Consider the following 18,388-nt stretch of genomic DNA (forward strand, 5'->3'; position numbering starts at 1 on the left):
GGGGTAGATGGGGTGGATGGGGTGGCGAACGGCCCTGGGTGACGCCGTGTTCGTCGGCTGCGCGTGCGGGGCGCACACGCCGGTCGTATGCCGGTCATCTGCCGGTCGTGTGCCGGCTGCGCATGCCGGGCGGGTGTGCCTGTGGCGTCGAATGTGTGGGCCCTGAGCAGGGTCTCATCACATCGGGTGAAACTTTGGCCGACCGTTGCGGCCAACAACCCTCTGTTGCCAAGCTGTTGCTGACCGTCAGCATCACTCGCACGATCCAGCGCTCGCGCTGGCAGGCCGGAACGGGGAGGGCATTCGTGCCATTCGGTGAACAGCCCGCGTATCTGCGGGTGGCCTCGGACCTGCGCAAGAAGATCTCCGACGGCTCCCTGCCACCGCACGCCCGGCTCCCCTCGCAGGCCCGGATCCGCGAGGAGTACGGCGTCTCCGACACGGTCGCGCTGGAGGCCCGGAAGGTGCTGATGGCGGAGGGGCTGGTCGAGGGCCGGTCGGGCTCGGGCACCTACGTGCGGGAGTTGCCCTCGGCGCGCCGCGTGGCGCGTACGGGGTACCGGTCCATGGAGGAGTGCACCCCCTTCCGTCAGGAGCAGTCCGACGAGCGGGTGCGGGGCACCTGGGAGTCGCAGAGTGAGCGCGAGGAGGCCTCGCACGAGACCGCCGAGCGGCTGTTCATCGAGCCGGGCGACAAGGTGATGCGTACCCGGTACGTCTTCCAGGTCGAGGGGGAGCCGGTGATGCTGTCCACCTCGTGGGAGCCGTTGGCGCTCACGGGCCGCACGCCTGTGATGCTCCCGGAGGAGGGGCCGCTGGGCGGCCGGGGGGTGGTGGAGCGGATGGCGGCGATCGACCTGGTCGTCGACAACGTCACCGAGGAGGTCGGCTCCCGCCCCGGCCGGGCCGAGGAGATGGCCGCGCTCGGCGGTGTGCCGGGTCGCGCGGTGCTGGTGGTGGCGCGGACGTACTTCGCCGGAAAGCGCGCCGTGGAGACGGCGGACGTGGTGGTGCCGGCCGACCGCTTCAAGCTCGCCTACCACCTGCCCGTGAGGTGACGGGCCCGCCCGCCTGGCTGAGCGGTGGCGAGCCGCCCTGTCGGTGAGGGCGGTGAGGGCGGTGTGGGCCTACCTGTGGGGTCGCGCGTCACCTGCTGAGGGGGTGACGCGTCGGAGCCCTGCCGGTGAGGGGATGCTCGTTGGTGAGGCGGGCGCCCATTGGTGAGGGGGTGCTTGGCGGTGAGAAGGTGCGTCGCCCTCCGTTACCGAAGCCGGGCCCCGTGGCCCGGTCCCGTGCGCTCGTCGGGGCGAACTGGTGGCCGAAAATGTTGTCCCTTTGTGCAAAGTCGAATGCGGTGAGTGAGGGCCGGGCGTAGGGTCCGGCATATGCAAAGTGTGAGCGGCGACAGTGAGGCGGTGCGGCCCTGGCGGCTCATACGCCAGGACTGCCACGGCAATCGCTACCGCGTCGGCAGCTACGCCACCCGGGCCGAGGCTCTGCACCTCGCCGAGCGGCTGGGGGAACGGGGTGACGGCTATCTGGTGGAGCACCAGCGGTCCGACGGGTCGGTACAGGCGGTCAGCGGGTAGTCGTCGATGCGAATGTGGATAATTCTCCCACCTTGACCGGTTCCGCCCGGCCCTTGGGCTTCGGGAGGCCGACCGGCCGAGCCTGCCATCCGATCCCGACCAGGGACGTGGGCCGTGTGAGCACCGAACCCGTCGGCGGGGCGCGACGAGCGACCCCGCTTCTCGACACGCTGCGCATCGGGATCGTCATGCTCGACGGGCGGGGCGATGTCCTGGTGTGGAGCCCTGCGGCGCAGGAGATCCTCGGCTGGTCCGCCGAGGAGACGATCGGCCGCCCCATCGAAGGGCTCATCGTCAGCGGCGACGAGGAGCGCCGGGCCCGCGTGGAGGCCCTGCGCCGTACGCACGGTTGGCGCGGCAACCTGAACATCCGTCACCGGGACGGGTCGGTCGTCGAGGTCGAGGGCCGCGGATCGCTGCTGCGCGACACCGAGCACCATCCGTTCGTCCTGGCCAACATCGTGGAGACCAGCCGTCTGAGGGCCGTCGAGCACGACCTGGCGGCCCTCGACGCGCTGTTCGCCTCCTCGCCCCTGGGCATCGCCCTCTTCGACACCGACCGGCGCCTCATGCGCTACAACGAGTCTCTTGTGCGGCTGGTCGACGCCTCGGACACCGATCTGGTGGGCCGCACCGCCGAGGCGCTGCTGCCCGCCGCGATGGCCGAGGAGGTCATGCAGATCCAGGCCGGCGTGCTGGAGACCGGCCGCTCCGTCGTCGACGTGGTGACCCCCTCGCTCGACGGCGGCGGCGCCCGTTCCGTCTCGTACGCGCGACTGAGCGACCGCGGTGGCGAGGTGTTCGGGGTGAGCTGCACCGTCATGGACGTCACCGAGCGGCTGGAGGCGCTCAACAAGGCGGAGGCGGCGCGCGGCCGGCTCGCGCTGCTGGACCACCTCGGGGTGGCGCTGGGCGACCGGTTCGACGTCCGCGCGATCTCGCAGGCGGTCACCGGGGCGCTCGTGCCCCGCTTCGCCGACTACGCGAGTGTGCTGCTGCGCGGCGAGGTCGCCGAGGGGGGAGACCTGCCGGAGCCGGTCATCCCCGTGGGCACCCCTTTGCACCTGCTGGGATTCGCCGCCCGGCACGCGGGCGCACGCGTGGAGCGGCTGCTGCGGCTCGGCAGCGGGATCGTCTACGCGCGCGACTCCCTGCTCGGCCGGGCGCTGGACAGCGGCGAGCCGCAGCTGGCCACCTCTCCCGAGGAGATCCTGCGCGCCACCAAGACGGGTGACCCCAGGACGGACGCCACCCTGGAGCTGAACGTGCACTCGCTGATGGCCGTCCCGCTGCGGGCCCGCGGCACGGGTCTCGGTCTGCTGGTCGTCAGCCGCGCCGAGAACCGGGAGGCCTTCGTCGACGACGACCGGGCGCTCGCCGTCGAGCTGGCCGACCGCTCCGCCACCTTCCTCGACAACGCCCGGCTCTACGCGCGCGAGCGCGAGGGCGCGCTGATGCTGCAACGGAGCCTGCTGCCGCAGCACATCCCCGAGCCGCCCGGCGTGGTCCTCGCCTACCGCTACGTGCCCGGCAGCAGCGGCACGGAGGTGGGCGGCGACTGGTTCGACGTCATCCCGCTGCCGGGCGGGCGGGTCGCCTTCGTCGTCGGGGACGTGATGGGGCACGGGCTGCACTCGGCCGTCACCATGGGCCGGCTGCGCACGGCGGTCCGCACCCTGGCCGGGCTCGATCTGCCGCCCGACGAGCTGCTCGCCCGCGTCAGCACCGTCGGCGACGACCTCTCCCACGGCCCCGACGAACCGATGATGGCCACCTGCCTGTACGCCGTCTACGAGCCGGCGCCCACCTCGGCGGGCAAGCGGTGCGGGGTGCTCACCCTGGCGAGCGCGGGCCACGTCCCGCCGCTGCTCGTCACGCCGGAGCCCGACGGCGGCTGCCGGGCGCGGCCCGTCGACGTCCCCTCGGGCACGCCCCTGGGGATCGGGTCGGCCCTGGACGGCGCCTGGGACCTGACGGAGGTGGAGATCGAGGAGGGCAGCGTGCTCGTCCTCTACACCGACGGGCTCGTCGAGAGCCCGGGAGAGGACATCACCGAGGGCATCGACCGGGTGTGCGGGCTGCTGGCCGGGCCCTCCAGGCGCCGCAGGGAGCCCGAGCCCGGCTTCTCGTGGGACGGGGCGGGCGGCTACGTCTCACCGGGACCGGTGGAGGACACCGGGTGCGGCGGCATCGAGAACGCGTGCGACGTGCTGATCTCGTCGCTGCGCGAACAGAGCGGCCCGGGCGAAGGGCGGCTGAGCACCAGGGACGACGTGGCGCTGCTGATGGCGCGGCTGGGCGGGCTCCCCGGGGACACCGCCGCCTCCTGGTCGTTCACCACGGGCGACTACGCGGTGCGGCGGGCGAGGGAAGCCGTACGCCGGACCCTGCACGAGTGGGGGCTCACGGAGCTGGAGGACACCGGGGTGCTGCTGGTGAGCGAACTGGTGACCAACGCGCTGCGGTACGCGCGCGGCCCTATCGGGGTCCGGATGGTGCGGGACACCGGGCAGCGGGCCGCCTCACAGGAGCGGGTGCTGGTCGTGGAGGTCTCCGACCCGATGCCCGAGCCGCCGCGCGAGCGGGTCGTCACCGAGGAGCAGGAGGGCGGCAGGGGCATCCAACTGGTGGCGGGCCAGGCCCGCCGCTGGGGCACCCGGGTCGGGCCCGAGGGCAAGACGGTCTGGTTCGAACTGCCACTTGACTGAACGGGTCCTCGGCCCCTCCCCGGCGCGGCGCGTGCCACGCCCTGCGGCACGGTTCCCGCCACGCTCTTCGACAACTCCCACACCTCCTGCGAACACACTTCACACGGCGAGGGCCCGGTGGGGCAGGGTGGCGTGGGGTGGCGCCGAGCGGGTACACGGACGGCCTGCCAACCGTGCGTCCTCCCAGGGTTCGACACCCCGCTCGCTGGTTAGGAGACAGAGGTGGCCCCCGTGGACAGCGGGGGGTGTGCGCATGTTGCCTCGTCGCGGCAAGGAGACTTGTGGCGATCGGGAAGAGCGGGCTCCGGATTCCTCTCCGGGCTGCCACACTGCTCGGACCGGAGGCGAGCACCGGCAGTGGAAGGGGCGGCATTGAGCGATATCCCGGTGGAGGCGGCCGGTAAGCAGGACGACGTACGTCGTGCCCTGGCTCTGCTGAACGCCGCAGGCGCGCGGATCGGCAACTCGCTGGACCTGGAGACCACGGCCCGCGAACTGCTGGACGTGGCAGTGCCGCAGTTCTGCGACCTGGCCTCCGTCGATCTGTACGAGAGCGTGCTGGCGGGAGACGAACCCCGCCCCGTCGGACCGCCGGGCCCCGACGACGCCGACGGGTTCGGCGACACGGGCCCCGCCCGCGGCATCGGCGCCGCACCGGGCCACACCCCGCGCCCCGAGCTGCCCCGGCGGCGCCGCGAGCCCCTCGGCGCGCCCCGGGGCGAGCTGCGCAGAGTGGCCTTCGCCAGCGCCGTCGCGGACGCGCCCTACGCCCTCGGGCTGCCCGACGAGGAAGCCAGGATGAGCGAGGCCGCGGGCGAGACCACCGCGGCGGCACGCTGCAACGGCAGCGGGCTCGCCGGCGCGCAGCCCGGACAGCCCGCCGAAGTGGGCTCCACGCACTGCTACGCCGAGCACTCGCCCTACGCCACCGCGCTGCGCACCGGGCGGGTGCAGAACATCCCCGGCCAGGACGGCAGCGTTCCCGCCCAGTTCGGCGCCGTCGTCCAGTCCACGCTCGCGGTGCCCATGGTCGCCAGGGACCGGGTGCTGGGGCTGGCGCAGTTCTCCCGGGCCAAGGGCAGCGAACCGTTCGGCGAGCGGGACGGCGCGCTCGCCGCCGAACTGGCCGCCCGCGCCGCCGTCTGCATCGACAACGCCCGCCTCTACCGCAGGGAACACGAGCGCGCCCTCATACTGCAGCGCAGCCTGCTGCCGCCGGGCGACCCGGAGGCGGCCGGGCTGGAGATCGCCTGCCGCTACCTGCCGGGCAACCCGGCCACCGAGGTCGGCGGCGACTGGTTCGACGTCATCGAACTGCCCGGCCACCGCACCGCCATCGTCGTCGGTGACGTGATGGGCCGCGGGCTGCGCGCGGCTGTCGCCATGGGCGAGCTGCGCACCGCCGTGCGCACGCTGGCGCTGACCGACATGGAACCCGCCGAGGTCCTCGGCGCCCTCGACGAGATCGCCCGCGGCCTGGGCGACGCGCGCCGCCAGCAGCACACCCAGCGCGCCTACCGCGGCGCCGACGCCGACCTGTCCGAGGTCTACCTGGCCACCTGCATCTACGCCGTCTACGACCCGGTCTCGCGGCGCTGCACGTTCGCCAACGCCGGGCACCTGCCGCCCATCCTGCTGGAGCCGGCGGACGAGTCCGCGCTGCTGCTGGAAGTGCCCAAGGGGGTGCCGCTGGGGGTGGGCGGCGAGCCCTTCGAGGAGATCGAGGTCGAACTGCCCGAGGGCGCCATGCTCGCGCTCTACACCGACGGCCTGGTCGAGTCCCGCGACCACCCGCTGGACGAGGGCCTCGACCGGTTCCGCTCGGCCCTCACCGACGCCGCCGAGCCGCTGGAGGACACCGCCGACCGCGTCCTGCGCACCCTCAACGTGCACCACGGCGAGGACGACATCGCGCTGCTGGTGGCACGGGTGCAGGGGCTGGACGGCGGCAACGTGGGCGACTGGACGCTGCCGCCCGAGCCGCGCTCGGTCGCCCGCGCCCGCGAGCTGGCCCGCGAACAGCTGACCGCCTGGGACCTGGAAGCGCTCGGTGACACCACCGAGCTGCTGGTGAGCGAACTGGTCACCAACGCCCTGCGGTACGGCGAGGGCAACATCCGGCTGCGGCTGCTGCTGGAGCACACGCTGGTGTGCGAGGTGTGGGACGCCGGGCAGGTGCAGCCGCGCCGCCGCCGGGCCCACGACACCGACGAGGGTGGTCGCGGCCTCCAACTGGTCGACCTGCTCAGCACGGGCTGGGGCAGCCGCCGGGTGCCCTCGGGCAAGGCCGTCTGGTTCCAGCTGCCCCGCCCCGAGTCGGGCACCGTGGCACCGGACCCGACCGAAGCGCTGCTCAGCCTCTTCTGAGGCGCTGCTCAGCCTCTCCTGAGGCCGGGCCGCCGCCCCGGACGGCCCGCCGATCGGCCCTGACGCGCTGTCGACCCCGACGCGGTGTCAACCCCGACGCGGTGTCAACCCTGACGAAAGGCAGAGCCCCGACCCGACTTTCGGGCCGGGGCACGTGCCCGCCCCGCCCGTACGTTCCCCGCATGGTCACGGAACGACGAAGCACGCCAGCAGAACGACCCACTCGCAGCGAAGAACGAAGGGCACCTGCGGGACACCCGGGCCCGGGCCCGCGTGCGGGGCAGCAGGACCCGCACGCCAGGCGGCGAGGTGTCCGGAGGCGGCCGAGCGCGCGCGGCGCGCTCACGGCGGTGGCGGCCCTGGCGACCGGTGCCGCAGCGCTGTGGGCGCTCTCGCCGGGCGGGCTCGGCCGGCAGGCCCCCGTACGGATCACGGACGGCTTCTCCGCCTCCGCGTACCGGGAGCTGAGCGAGGCCGCCTCCCAGGGGCCCGGATGGCTCGGCGGACTCTTCGAACTGGCCACCGAGGCCACCCTCGTCGCTCTCGGGCTGCTCCTGCTGTGGACCGGCGTGCGCGCGTGGCGCACCAGGGACCCTGTGCTGGGAACGGGCGCCGTGCTGACGGGGATCGGCACGAGCGTGGCGTACGCGCTGAGCGAGGGGCTGAAACTGGTGGCCGACGAGGAGCGGCCGTGCCGGGCGCTCACCGGAACCGACCCGCTCGCCGAGTGCCCGCCGACGGGCGACTGGTCGTTCCCGAGCAACCACGCCACCCTGGCCGCCGCCCTCGCCGTCGGCCTCGCCCTGACGCGGCCCCGGCTCGCCGCGGTCACGCTGCCCCTGGCGGTGGCCGCCGCACTGCTGCGCGTCCTGGTGGGGGTGCACTACCCGCACGACGTGCTGGCGGGTGCCGTCCTGGGCACCGTGGTCATGGTGGCGGCGCTGTCGGTCCGGCCGCGGTCAGCCCGGCGGCGGCACGAGCCCTGACTCGTGGGCCACGACCGCGGCCGCGGCGCGGTTGTCGACGCCCAGACCGGCGAGGATCGAGCTGACGTGTGCCTTCACCGTCCCCTCCACCACCCGCAGCCGCCGCGCGATCTGCGCGTTGGAGCGCCCCGCGCCCAGGTGGGCGAGGACCTCCCGCTCGCGGGGCGTCAGCTCCCCGACCCGGGCCCGCGCCGTGGAGCGGCGCCCGGCCGCGGCCCCGGCGTCGGAGGCGGCGAGATGCGCCACCACACGGGCCGCGACCTTGGGGGAGAGATAGGCGGCGCCCTCGGCCACCGCCCGTACGCCCGCGAGCAGTTCCTCCGGCTCGCCCGCTTTGACCAGGAAACCGGCGGCCCCGCCGCTCAGCGCCCGGAGGATGTAGTCGTCCTCGCCGAACGTCGTCAGCATCACGGCCCGGGTGCCGGGCACCGACCGGCGCAGTGCGGCCAGCGCCTCGATGCCGTCCGCCTTCGGCATCCGGATGTCGAGGACCGCCACGTCGGGGCGGTGCCGACGCGCCAGTTCCACGGCCTCGTGCCCGTCGCCCGCCTCGGCGACGACCTCGATACCGGGGTCGGTGGCCAGGATCGCCCGCACGCCCGTACGGGCCAGGGGCTCGTCGTCCGCGAGCAGGACGCGGATTACCGCCGCCCCGGTCACCGCCGGTCCGTCCGCCGGCGACCCGTTCACCGGCGCCGCTCCCTCACGAGCGCAGCGCCCGGGCGGACACCAGCGTGCCCGCGCGGAAGCAGAGCCGGTAGACGTCGCCCGAGCGGTCGTCGAACGGGTTGGCGGTCATGGCGTAGTACTCGCATCTCGTACCGGGCTCCTGCGGCGGTGGCGGGGCGTGCGCGGGCCGGTGCCGGGTCTGCGTGTCGGGCAGGAGCGGGGCGATCCGCTCCCGCTGCTGCCCGACCCGCAGTCGGCCGAAGTCCTCGGCCGCCAGCACCGCCTGTTCGGTCCTCAGCATGTCCCACCACGTCAGGGCGCCGCCCAGCAGGGCGCCGGTGAGCAGGCAGGAGGTCACGGCGGTGAGTGCCGTACGGCCCAGCGCCCGCCGGGCGCGCCGCCGTTCGCCCGCGAAGGGCGCTTCGGGGGTGGCGGCCGTCATCGGCGCCGGACGGGGCGGGCGCGTGTGGGGGAGTACCGCCCGGACGGCGAAACCGCCGTCCGGAGTCGGCCCGTGCCGGAGCGACCCGCCCACCAGCCGGACCCGTTCGCCGAGTCCCGGCAGCCCGTGCCCTCCTCCTGCGGCTCGCTGCTCGGGAGCGCCGCCAGGACCGGGCCCGTTGACCACCTCGACCCGCGTCCCCCCGACGGCTGCCGGACCGGACCCGCCACCGCCGAAGGTGCCACCGCCGTTGGTGCTGGTGCCGATGGTGCCGGTACCGGCACCGGAGCCGGTGTCGGTGTCGGTACGCGTCACGCGGACTGTGACGGCGGCGCCCGGTGCGTGCTTGGCGACGTTCGTGAGGGCTTCCTGTACGACGCGGTGCGCGGCGCTCTGGACCGCGCGGGGTGGTGCGGCGGCCGACGCCGTGTCGTCGGTGTGCTCGTCCACGTACGCGGTGACGGCCAGCCCGGAGGCGGAGGCCTGCTCCAGCAGGCGGGTGACGCTGGTGTCCGCGGGGCGTACGGGCGCGGTCTCGCCCGAGGCACGCAGGACGCCGATGACCTCACCGAGCCGGTCGACGGCGGCCTCGGCCCGGCGGCGGATGTCGGCGGCGGACGCACGGTGCTCAGGGGCCAGGCCGGGCGCCAGCTTCAGCGCGCTCGCGGAGAGGGCGAGCAGGCCCAGCTCGTGCCCGAGCGCGTCGTGCATGTCCTGCGCGATGCGGGTCCGCTCCCGCTCCCGCGCCTGCTCGGCGACCAGTTGCCGCTCGCGCCCCAGCTGCGCGGCCCGCTCCCAGCCGGCCCGTGCAAGCTGCCGGTACTGCCTCCAGAAGCGGCCCGCGCACCAGGGCAGCATGCCCGCGAGGAGCACCACCGCCACGAAGCGCGTGCCGGGCGTCAGCGAGGCCGCCACCGTCAGCGCGCTCACCATGGCCACGGCGAGGACCGCGGCCAGCAGCAGCGCGGCGATCCGGCCGCTGCCCCGCCGCAGCCCGGCCACAAACGCGCACCCTGCGGTCGCGGCGATCCACCACGGGCCTGCCGTCACGGCGAGGACGGCGGTGCCCCCGGCGCCCACCGCGGCCAGGTGCCCGCTCGTGCGCAGGCGGCGAGCCGCCGGCAGGCATCGGGCGACCAGCGGGCGCGGGGCCGTCGACCCGCGTCCGGCTGCCCGCCGCGGGCCGCCGGCGGCGGGGGACTTCGTAGGTACGGCCTCGTTCACGGGAGCGACGGTAGAGGGCCGCGGGCGAGCGCGGTACTGCCGAAAGTCCCATGCCCGTACGCGGAACTCGGAGTTCTCCCTCTCGCACTAGAGTTCCCTCCACACCCGCGACACCCAGGAGAGCGCCCCATGACCTTCCGGCAGCACATGAGACAGGCGGTGGCGCGCGCTGTGGCGGAGTTTCCCCCGGACGCGGACGGCGGCATCTACGCGGTCACGTTCCGGATCGACGCCGTCGACCAGGATCCCCGCTTTCCCCACCTGGCTGTCGGCTACGTCACGGAGGGTGAGGTGGCCAGGCAGCTCGCCGTCTCCAGCGCCGCCGACCCGTGGGAGGTGCGGTGGAGCTACGCGTACTTCCCGCCCTCGGGCCTGGAAGGTGTCCGCGTCCTCGGCCACGACGAGGAGCACGATCCGCGCGGTGCCGAGCTGCACCGCGCCGAGTCCGAGGCGGCCGGGCTCTGGTACGAGGACGACGCCCCGGAAGAGGTGCAGGACGAGCGCGCTGCGCGGTTGGAGGGCGCGTTCCACGCGCTCTGCGTCGACGTGGCCGGGGAACTGCACGCCGACGGCGACCTGGTACGGGCCCTGGGGCGTCCGGTGCCCGTCATCCTCTACGACATGTTCGACCCGGAGGAGATGTTCGAGCTCAGCAGCGCGGCCAACCCGCCGGAGCTGGTCGCCGACTTCCTCTCGGTGCTCGCGGAGAGCTGACGGTGCCCGGCCCCTGGGCGCGCCGCCCGGGGGCCGGGAGGAACATCACCCCTGCCGGCGGCGGATCTTGTTGCCGAGCCAGACCAGCGGGTCGTACTTGCGGTCGGCGGCCCGCTCCTTGAGCGGGATGAGGGCGTTGTCCGTGATGCGGATGTTCTCCGGGCACACCTCGGTGCAGCACTTGGTGATGTTGCAGTAGCCGAGCCCGTGCTCGTCCTGGGCGGCGGACTTGCGGTCCAGGCCCTCCCGGTCGGCGGCGTCCAGCGGGTGCATGTCCAGTTCGGCGACCCGCATCAGGAAGCGCGGCCCGGCGAACGCCGTCTTGTTCTCCTCGTGGTCGCGGACCACGTGGCAGGTGTCCTGGCACAGGAAGCACTCGATGCACTTGCGGAACTCCTGCGAGCGCCCGACGTCCTCCTGCTGCATCCGGTACTCGCCGGGCGCCAGCTCCTGCGGCGGCACGAACGCGGGGACCTCGCGCGCCTTCTGGTAGTTGAACCCGACGTCGGTGACCAGGTCCCGCACCACGGGGAAGGCCCGCAGCGGGGTCACGGTGATCGTCTCGGCGCGCTCGAAGACCGACATGCGGGTCATGCACAGCAGCCGCGGCCGTCCGTTGATCTCGGCGCTGCACGAGCCGCACTTGCCCGCCTTGCAGTTCCAGCGCACCGCGAGGTCGGGTGCCTGGGTGGCCTGGAGGCGGTGGATGATGTCGAGGACGACCTCGCCCTCGTTGACCTCGACGGTGAAGTCCTCAAGACCGCCGCCGTCCACATCGCCGCGCCAGACCTTGAAGTGCGCGTCGTAGCTCGTCGTGTCCGGTGCGGTAGTCACTCGCTCGTCAGCTCCTCGTCGGTCAGGTACTTGATCAACTCCTCCTTCTCGAACAGCTCAAGGAGGTCCTTGCGGATCGGCGGCATCTCGCGGCGGCGGAGGCTGATCCGCTCGGCGCGCTCCCCCCTGCCCTCGGCCGCCGCCTTGAGGGCGCAGACGAGGTTGGCGCGGCGCCACTCGCGGTCCATCTCCGGGTAGTCGTCGCGGGTGTGCCCGCCGCGCGACTCGGTGCGGTTGAGCGCGGCACGGGCCACGCACTCGCTGACCAGCAGCATGTTGCGCAGGTCGAGCGCGAGGTGCCAGCCGGGGTTGAACTGCCGGTGGCCCTCCACCGTGGCGCGCGCGGCGCGCTCGCGCAGGTCGGCGAGGCGTTCCAGCGCCTCGGACATCTCCTCCTCGCGCCGGATGATGCCGACCAGCTCGTTCATGGACTGCTGGAGCTCCTGGTGGACCGCGTACGGGTTCTCCGCGGGGCGGCGCTCGCGAGCGGGGCTCTCAGGGTCCCCGGCAGTCGCGGGGGCGTCCGCCTCGCCGAACGGGCGCAGCGCCTCGGCCGCCGCCGCGTCGACCTGCCCGGCGCCCACAGCCGGGCGCCCGTCCGCGCACGCGCGGGCGTACTCCGCCGCGTGCAGGCCGGCGCGCCGCCCGAAGACCAGCAGGTCGGACAGCGAGTTGCCGCCCAGCCGGTTGGAGCCGTGCATCCCGCCGGCGACCTCGCCCGCCGCGAACAGGCCCGGCACGCCGCGGGCCGCCGCGGTGTCCGAGTCGACGTCCACGCCGCCCATGACGTAGTGGCAGGTGGGGCCGACCTCCATCGGCTCGGCCGTGATGTCCACGTCCGCCAGCTCGCGGAACTGGTGGTGCATCGAGGGCAGCCGCCGCCTGATCGTCTCGGCGGGCATCCGGGTGGAGACGTCCAGGAAGACGCCGCCGTGCGGGGAGCCGCGCCCGGCCTTGACCTCGGCGTTGATGGCGCGGGCCACCTCGTCCCGCGGCAGCAGCTCGGGCGGGCGGCGGTTGCTGTCCGGGTCCTCGTACCAGCCGTCGGCCTCCTGCTCGGACTCGGCGTACTTCTCCTTGAAGACGTCCGGCACGTAGTCGAACATGAACCGCTTGCCCTCGGAGTTGCGCAGCACCCCGCCGTCGCCCCGCACCGACTCGGTGACCAGGATGCCCTTCACCGACGGCGGCCAGACCATCCCGGTGGGGTGGAACTGCACGAACTCCATGTTGATCAGCGAGGCCCCGGCCAGCAGCGCCAGCGCGTGCCCGTCCCCGGTGTACTCCCAGGAGTTGGAGGTCACCTTGAACGACTTGCCGATGCCGCCGGTAGCCAGCACCACCGCCGGCGCCTCCAGCACGAAGAAACGGCCGCTCTCCCGCTCGTAGCAGAAGGCGCCGCTCACTCTGCCGTCGTCACCGCCGTCGCCGTCCTCCTTCAGGATCCGCGTGACGGTGCACTCCTGGAAGACCTTGATGCGCGCCTCGTAGTCGCCGCTCTCCTTGAAGTCCTCCTGCTGGAGGGAGACGACCTTCTGCTGGAGCGTGCGGATCAGCTCCAGGCCCGTGCGGTCGCCGACGTGCGCGAGGCGCGGGTACTCGTGGCCGCCGAAGTTGCGCTGCGAGATCCGCCCGTCCTTCGTACGGTCGAACAGCGCCCCCCAGGTCTCCAGCTCCCACACGCGGTCGGGGGCCTCCCGGGCGTGCAGCTCGGCCATCCGCCACTGGTTGAGGAACTTGCCGCCGCGCATCGTGTCGCGGAAGTGGACCTGCCAGTTGTCGCCCTCGTTGACGTTGCCCATGCTGGCGGCGATGCCGCCCTCGGCCATCACCGTGTGGGCCTTGCCGAAGAGGGACTTGCAGATCACCGCGGTGCGCAGCCCCCTCTCGCGCGCCTCGATCGCGGCGCGCAGCCCGGCGCCGCCCGCGCCGATGATGACGACGTCCCACTGGTGGCGTTCGACGTGTGCCATGTCGCTGTCTTCCCTCTCACATCTCTTCAGAACAAGCGCGGGTCGGTGAACGCGCCGGTGGCCAGCAGGTAGACGTAGAAGTCCGCGAGCGCCACGCTGATCAGCGAGGCCCAGGCGAGCAGCATGTGCCGCTCGTTGAGCTTTCCGACCCAGCCCCACATGCGGTAGCGCACCGGGTGCTTGGAGAAGTGCCGCAGCCGGCCGCCCACGATGTGCCGGCAGGAGTGGCACGAGAGGGTGTACGCCCAGATCAGCACGATGTTGACGAGGAAGACCAGGGTGCCCGCACCCATGTGTCCCCACTCGTACTCCGCGTTGCGGAAGCCGAGCAGGGTGTCCCAGGTGAGGACCGCCGCGACGAGCAGCGCCGCGTAGAAGAAGTAGCGGTGGATGTTCTGCAGGATCAGCGGAAAGCGGGTCTCGCCGGAGTACGTCTTGTGCGGCTCGGCCACCGCACAGGCCGGGGGAGAGGCCCAGAAGCCGCGGTAGTAGGCCTTGCGGTAGTAGTAGCAGGTGAGCCGGAAGCCCAGCGGGAAGATCAGGATGAGCAGCGCGGGCGAGAGCCCCCACCACTGGCCGAACAGCGCCCAGTTGGGCCCGCCCTTCATCGTCGCGCAGTTGTCCGCCAGGCACGGCGAGTAGAACGGCGAGACGTAGGGCGCGTGGTAGTAGTCGGCGCCTGCGAACGCGCGCCAGGTGGAGTAGACGACGAACGCCAGCAGCCCGAGCACGGTGACGGCGGGCGCCAGCCACCAGCGGTCCTTGCGCAGGTGCGGTGCGGCGATGGCGGCGCGCGTGCTCCCGCGCACGCCGGTGGCTTGGGGGCCCGCGGTCTGTCGGGGCCCCGCGTTCTGTTGGGGTTCGGTGCCAGTGGCCAACGGAATCTCCGGAAGAGACGACGGGGATCAGGGCGGCAAGGGCCTGCCATGGACTCGCAGTATCCACCGAGTCACGGTGCGTGCCGGTCGCGCGCCCCGAGCCCCTCGTCGTCGACATCCGTCCACAGGCCGGGGTCGTAGGGCTGGTCGGAAATCGTCACCATCTCGGCGCGCGGCGCACCGGGCTGCCGCGGCGCGGTGGCTCTCAACAGGGAGAGCGACTCCCGCAGGTGCTCGGCGTCGCTGCGCATCCGCCGGATCTCCAACCCGCTGCCGACGTGCTGTTCGAGCCGGCTGACGCAGCGTGCGAGATCGTCCAGACAGCGCTGAGCGACCGTCAGTTCATCGTGCAGAGACATGAGTTGCCCACCTCCGCTAGGTGGCGGCCGGCTTGGTCCATGCGCCTGGCGAGTGTTGCGCGTCACACTCCCCCTTGTGAAGAGTGCGACACGTCTTTCCGCCCGTACGGGTCACTTCGCGCGGGGCGCGAAGTTGCCACGCGGCGGTTCGGCGCCTCAGTCCGACACGAGAGCGGCGGTGTCCAGCCCGGGGTAGGGGGCGGGCAGCGGCAACGGGTCCCCGAGGGAGACCTCGCACGTCGTCTTGTACCGGGCCTCGCCGTCCTCGCCCTCATCCACGACCGGGTCGGAGAACGCGTAGGCCTTGCCTGCCTTGCGGTGGATGAGCACGTAGACGGGGACGCCGGCGGCGGCGTAGCTCCGGTACTTCGGGCCGGTGTCCACTTCGTGGTTGCTGGAGGTGATCTCACCCACCAGGGCCAGGAGGTCGGCCGAGTACCAGCCGTGATGGGCCTTGCGGTAAGCCTCGTCCAGGTCGCTGGGGCGGCGGTGGAGTACGAAGAAGTCGGGCACCACGAGACTTCGCGTCTTCGCTCCGGCGGTAGCACGGAAGCCAGTGCACAGCCCAGTGTGGCGAAAGCCGGCCTCACGGAACTGGATCACAAGGTTGAGCACGGCATCGTTGTGCTGGTAGTCGGGCTGCGGTGGCACGATGGCCATCCCCTCGATGTACTGCGGACAAATCGGCTCGTCGGACGCCTCCTCGAACGCGATCAGCAGGTCGATGGGGTCCATTGCCTTCGTCACCGGCTCCATCACAGGTTCGGCGGTCATCGCAGGTCCTCCTCGTGGCTCTCTCAGACTACGCCGGGGCCGGACACCCCGCGCTGATCGTGTGCGGTGTCCGGGACGTGCCGGTGTGGTTTCCCGCCGATTCACCCGTTCGAGTTCCGCCTGACCACTGACCGCCGCGCTCCTGGGGCCTGGCGATGGCTGCCCGCGATCTTCGGTGCCGGCTTCCGTCCGCCGCACGGGTGGCATGCGTGGCCCATGCGTCGTGTCTGCCGGACTCCGGGTTTGGCCGCGCTTTGAGTGGGGCGAAAAGATGTGATGAACCGCAAAAACCGCCAAAAGAGGACGTTGCGGGCGCGCGGTCAGCCCCGGAGGTTTCAGCATGCGAGCCGTCCCAGCCGAGTCAGCACGGCCCCCGTGGCCGCCACAGCCAGTGGGCTCCCCCCGCCGTACGGGCGGACACCAGGGCTCAGGCAAGCGCCCGAACCGGGGCGTGGCCCAGCGATGGGCGGCCGGACTGGTCGCCGGTGTGCTGCTGCCGCTGGCCGCCTGCAGCGCGGGAGGAGACTCCCAGGGCGGTGCGGGCTCCGGCATCGGGCAGGGCACGGCGGACGCGGACGGCGACATCCGCGACACCGAGCGCGCGCAGGTCACCTCCGGTGGCACCCTGCGCTGGGCGGTCGACGCGAAGCCCACCACCTTCAACGTCTTCCAGCCGGACGCCACCGAAGCCACCGAGCGGGTCGCCGGAGCGACCCTGCCCGCGCTCTTCACCCTCGACAAGCACGGAAAGCCCCAGCTCAACAAGGACTTCCTGCGCGGCGCCGAGGTCACCGGGACCGAACCGCGGCAGACCGTCGTCTACCAGCTCAACCCGAAGGCACGCTGGAGCGACGGCCGCCGCCTGTCGGCGGCCGACTTCCGCGCCCAGTGGAAGGCGCTGCGCGGCAAGGACAAGGCGTACTGGACGGCGCGGAACGCCGGATACGACCGCATCAAGAAGATCTCCGCGGGGCAGCACGCGGGTGAGGTCGAGGTCGTCTTCGCCAAGCCCTACGCGGACTGGCGGTCGCTGTTCACCCCGCTCTACCCGAAGCAGGCGATGAGCAGCCCGCACGCCTTCAACGACGGCTCCCGTACCCAGCTCGCCGCCGTGGCAGGGCCCTTCCGGGTCGCCAAGGCCGACAAGGACCGGGAGCGCACCGTCCTGCGGCGCAACCCCCACTGGTGGGGCGAGCGCGCGAAACTCGACCGCATCGTGCTGACGGCCGTCTCCCGCGACAAGCGCGCCAAGGCGCTGGCCGAGGGGAAGGTGGACGTCGCCGACATCAGCGGCGCCGCGGCGAAGAAGATCGGCGTCGCGAACGGTCTCGGCGGCCCGCGGCGCCCCGACACGGGGAAGAAGCGCTCCGAGAAACAGGAGGCGAAGCTGCGCGCGAAGCGCCGGCGCGAGGCCCGGGAGAAGTTCGGCGCCGCCACCGCCGAGCAGCTCGGCTCCTACGAGGTGCGCCGGGCCCTCGACCCCGCCTACACGCAACTCGCCCTCAACGGCTCCCGCGGACCGCTGTCCGATGAGCGGGTACGCCGTGCCGTGGCCCGCGCCATCGACCGCGACGAGCTCGCGCAGCAGGCCCTGAAGGGCACAGGACTGCCCGACAAGCCGCTCGGCAGCCACCTGCGGATGACCAACCAGGACGGTTACCAGGACAACAGCGAAGCGGTGGGCGGCGAGGACATCGACTCCGCGCAGTCCCTCCTCGCGGACGCCGGCTGGAAGGCCGGCGGCCCCCTCGCCCAGGGCAAGAGCGGAGCAGGCGCCGACGAGCCCTCCGCCGAGGGGCACCCGAAGGGCGCCGAGGGGCACCCGAAGGGCGAGGACGGGAAGAAGGAAGACGAAGCGGGCGGGGATGACCGGGAGCAGTCCCAGGGCGGACCGGCCGAGCCGCCGGCCGCCGCCGCGTCCCCGCAGGCGGGCGCCCGCGCGCCCTACCGCGCCGAGGCCGAGGCCTCTGTGCCGCGGCTGACCGCGGCACAGATCGCGCAGGTCGTCGACAAGCCGCTCGGACTCACCGTCTCGACCACCACCCAGCGCGGCGCCATCCTCGCGCAGGCCGCACATGCCCGCCTCGCCTCGGCGAGGGACTCGGGCTCCGAGCGGAAACTGAGCCGGGCCGAGTCGGCGCTGAAGACGGCAGAGAAGGTTCAGGCCACGGCCGACGAACTGCGCGCACTCGCCGTCGACCCGGCCAGCGCCGTACGCAGCAAGGACGGCAAACCGCTGGCCCTGCGCTTCGTCCTGCCCGCGGGCAAGGGCTCGGCCCAGCTGCGCGCCACGGGGGAGCGCATCGCGCAGATGCTCGACGAAATCGGGATCCGCACGCAGATCAAGGAAGTCCCCGGGGACAGCTACTTCACGGACCACATCGCCACGGGCGACTACGACCTGGCGCTCTACGCCTGGCCCGCGACCGCCTTCCCCGCGACCGAGGCCCGGCCGATCTTCGCCAAGCCGCAGCCCGCGTCCGACGGCTCGCTGCTCGTCGAGCAGAACTACGCGCGGGTGGGGACCGACCGGATCGACCAGCTCTTCGAGCAGGCGGCAGGGGAACTGGACGACGGCGCGCGCAAGGAGCTGATGGAGAAGGCCGACGCACGGATCTGGGCGGTGGCCGGTTCGCTGCCCCTCTACCAGCGCCCGCAACTGATCGCCGCCAAGCGGGACCTCGCCAACGTGGGAGCGTTCGGCTTCAGCACCCCCCGCTACGAGGACATCGGCTACCGCCGCACCTGAGCCCTCCCCCCTCCCGAGCCACGCCGGGCGCCGGCCCGGCCGCCTCCGGGCCCCGGGCCGATGGCCGGCCACACCCCGGCGCACCCCTCCCGAGCCCGGGAGCCGGCGTGGCTCGGGAGGGG

The 18,388-nt window shown here is 73.0% G+C and carries 14 protein-coding genes; 7 read left to right on the forward strand and 7 right to left on the reverse strand.

The window, feature by feature from the left end; genetic code table 11:
- Positions 1-305 precede the first annotated feature (305 nt).
- The 5 genes from AB8Z75_RS17510 (at position 306) to AB8Z75_RS17530 (ending at position 7,650) form a co-directional block, all read left to right on the forward strand.
- Positions 306-1,058, forward strand: coding sequence for a GntR family transcriptional regulator (locus tag AB8Z75_RS17510; RefSeq protein ID WP_369202999.1), 753 nt, complete (start codon positions 306-308; stop codon positions 1,056-1,058).
- A gap of 327 nt (positions 1,059-1,385) precedes the next feature.
- A complete protein-coding gene (locus AB8Z75_RS17515) occupies positions 1,386-1,589 on the forward strand; it encodes a DUF2188 domain-containing protein (RefSeq protein ID WP_181856298.1) in 204 nt (67 codons plus the stop codon).
- 116 nt (positions 1,590-1,705) lie between these two features.
- Complete coding sequence (locus AB8Z75_RS17520; RefSeq protein ID WP_369203001.1) at positions 1,706-4,297, forward strand: SpoIIE family protein phosphatase; 2,592 nt, start codon at positions 1,706-1,708, stop codon at positions 4,295-4,297.
- A 372-nt stretch (positions 4,298-4,669) separates the two neighbouring features.
- The gene (locus AB8Z75_RS17525) at positions 4,670-6,664 is read left to right on the forward strand and encodes a SpoIIE family protein phosphatase (RefSeq protein ID WP_369203003.1); all 1,995 of its coding nucleotides are present in this window, start codon (positions 4,670-4,672) and stop codon (positions 6,662-6,664) included.
- Positions 6,665-7,014: 350 nt separating this feature from the next.
- A complete protein-coding gene (locus AB8Z75_RS17530) occupies positions 7,015-7,650 on the forward strand; it encodes a phosphatase PAP2 family protein (RefSeq protein WP_369203005.1) in 636 nt (211 codons plus the stop codon).
- Here AB8Z75_RS17530 and AB8Z75_RS17535 read toward each other — a convergent pair.
- Entirely contained in the window at positions 7,624-8,340 is a 717-nt protein-coding gene (locus tag AB8Z75_RS17535; RefSeq protein WP_369203007.1) for a response regulator, read from the reverse strand. The two genes, AB8Z75_RS17530 and AB8Z75_RS17535, sit on opposite strands and share 27 nt — an antisense overlap.
- Before the next feature lie 13 nt (positions 8,341-8,353).
- The gene (locus AB8Z75_RS17540) at positions 8,354-9,985 is read right to left on the reverse strand and encodes a sensor histidine kinase (RefSeq protein WP_369203009.1); all 1,632 of its coding nucleotides are present in this window, start codon (positions 9,983-9,985) and stop codon (positions 8,354-8,356) included.
- A gap of 129 nt (positions 9,986-10,114) precedes the next feature.
- Between AB8Z75_RS17540 and AB8Z75_RS17545 the strand changes: the two genes are divergently transcribed.
- On the forward strand, positions 10,115-10,699 hold the full coding sequence (locus AB8Z75_RS17545) for a hypothetical protein (protein WP_369203011.1): 585 nt from the start codon (positions 10,115-10,117) through the stop codon (positions 10,697-10,699).
- Positions 10,700-10,744: 45 nt separating this feature from the next.
- On the opposite strand, the gene AB8Z75_RS17550 is transcribed toward AB8Z75_RS17545, so the two are convergent.
- The 5 genes from AB8Z75_RS17550 to AB8Z75_RS17570 all read right to left on the reverse strand — a co-directional run bounded on the left by AB8Z75_RS17550 (position 10,745) and on the right by AB8Z75_RS17570 (position 15,517).
- Entirely contained in the window at positions 10,745-11,533 is a 789-nt protein-coding gene (locus tag AB8Z75_RS17550) for a succinate dehydrogenase/fumarate reductase iron-sulfur subunit (RefSeq protein ID WP_369203013.1), read from the reverse strand.
- Positions 11,530-13,506, reverse strand: a complete 1,977-nt coding sequence (locus tag AB8Z75_RS17555) for a fumarate reductase/succinate dehydrogenase flavoprotein subunit (RefSeq protein WP_369203015.1) — start codon at positions 13,504-13,506, stop codon at positions 11,530-11,532. The genes AB8Z75_RS17550 and AB8Z75_RS17555 overlap by 4 nt, the downstream gene beginning before the upstream one ends.
- Positions 13,507-13,532: 26 nt before the next feature.
- Positions 13,533-14,315: a hypothetical protein gene (locus tag AB8Z75_RS17560; protein ID WP_369203017.1), complete on the reverse strand. Its 783-nt coding sequence runs from the start codon at positions 14,313-14,315 to the stop codon at positions 13,533-13,535.
- A gap of 140 nt (positions 14,316-14,455) precedes the next feature.
- The gene (locus AB8Z75_RS17565; RefSeq protein WP_242754053.1) at positions 14,456-14,743 is read right to left on the reverse strand and encodes a hypothetical protein; all 288 of its coding nucleotides are present in this window, start codon (positions 14,741-14,743) and stop codon (positions 14,456-14,458) included.
- 156 nt (positions 14,744-14,899) lie between these two features.
- Positions 14,900-15,517 carry a Uma2 family endonuclease gene (locus AB8Z75_RS17570; RefSeq protein WP_369203020.1) on the reverse strand — a complete coding sequence of 206 codons (618 nt, stop codon included), beginning with the start codon at positions 15,515-15,517 and terminating at the stop codon, positions 14,900-14,902.
- A 451-nt stretch (positions 15,518-15,968) separates the two neighbouring features.
- On the opposite strand from AB8Z75_RS17570, the gene AB8Z75_RS17575 reads away from it, so the two are divergent.
- Entirely contained in the window at positions 15,969-18,266 is a 2,298-nt protein-coding gene (locus tag AB8Z75_RS17575; protein WP_369203022.1) for an ABC transporter family substrate-binding protein, read from the forward strand.
- Positions 18,267-18,388 lie beyond the last annotated feature (122 nt).

The sequence above is a fragment of the Streptomyces sp. PU-14G genome, from assembly GCF_041028275.1.
Lineage (GTDB): Bacteria > Actinomycetota > Actinomycetes > Streptomycetales > Streptomycetaceae > Streptomyces.

What these genes read in the sequence shown, in the direction of transcription:
- AB8Z75_RS17515 (WP_181856298.1), top strand. Translation starts at nt 1,386, where the DNA reads ATGCAAAGTGTGAGCGGCGACAGTGAGGCGGTGCGGCCCTGGCGGCTC.
- AB8Z75_RS17545 (WP_369203011.1), top strand. Translation starts at nt 10,115, where the DNA reads ATGACCTTCCGGCAGCACATGAGACAGGCGGTGGCGCGCGCTGTGGCG.
- AB8Z75_RS17555 (WP_369203015.1), bottom strand. Translation starts at nt 13,506, where the DNA reads ATGGCACACGTCGAACGCCACCAGTGGGACGTCGTCATCATCGGCGCG.
- AB8Z75_RS17565 (WP_242754053.1), bottom strand. Translation starts at nt 14,743, where the DNA reads ATGTCTCTGCACGATGAACTGACGGTCGCTCAGCGCTGTCTGGACGAT.
- AB8Z75_RS17570 (WP_369203020.1), bottom strand. Translation starts at nt 15,517, where the DNA reads ATGACCGCCGAACCTGTGATGGAGCCGGTGACGAAGGCAATGGACCCC.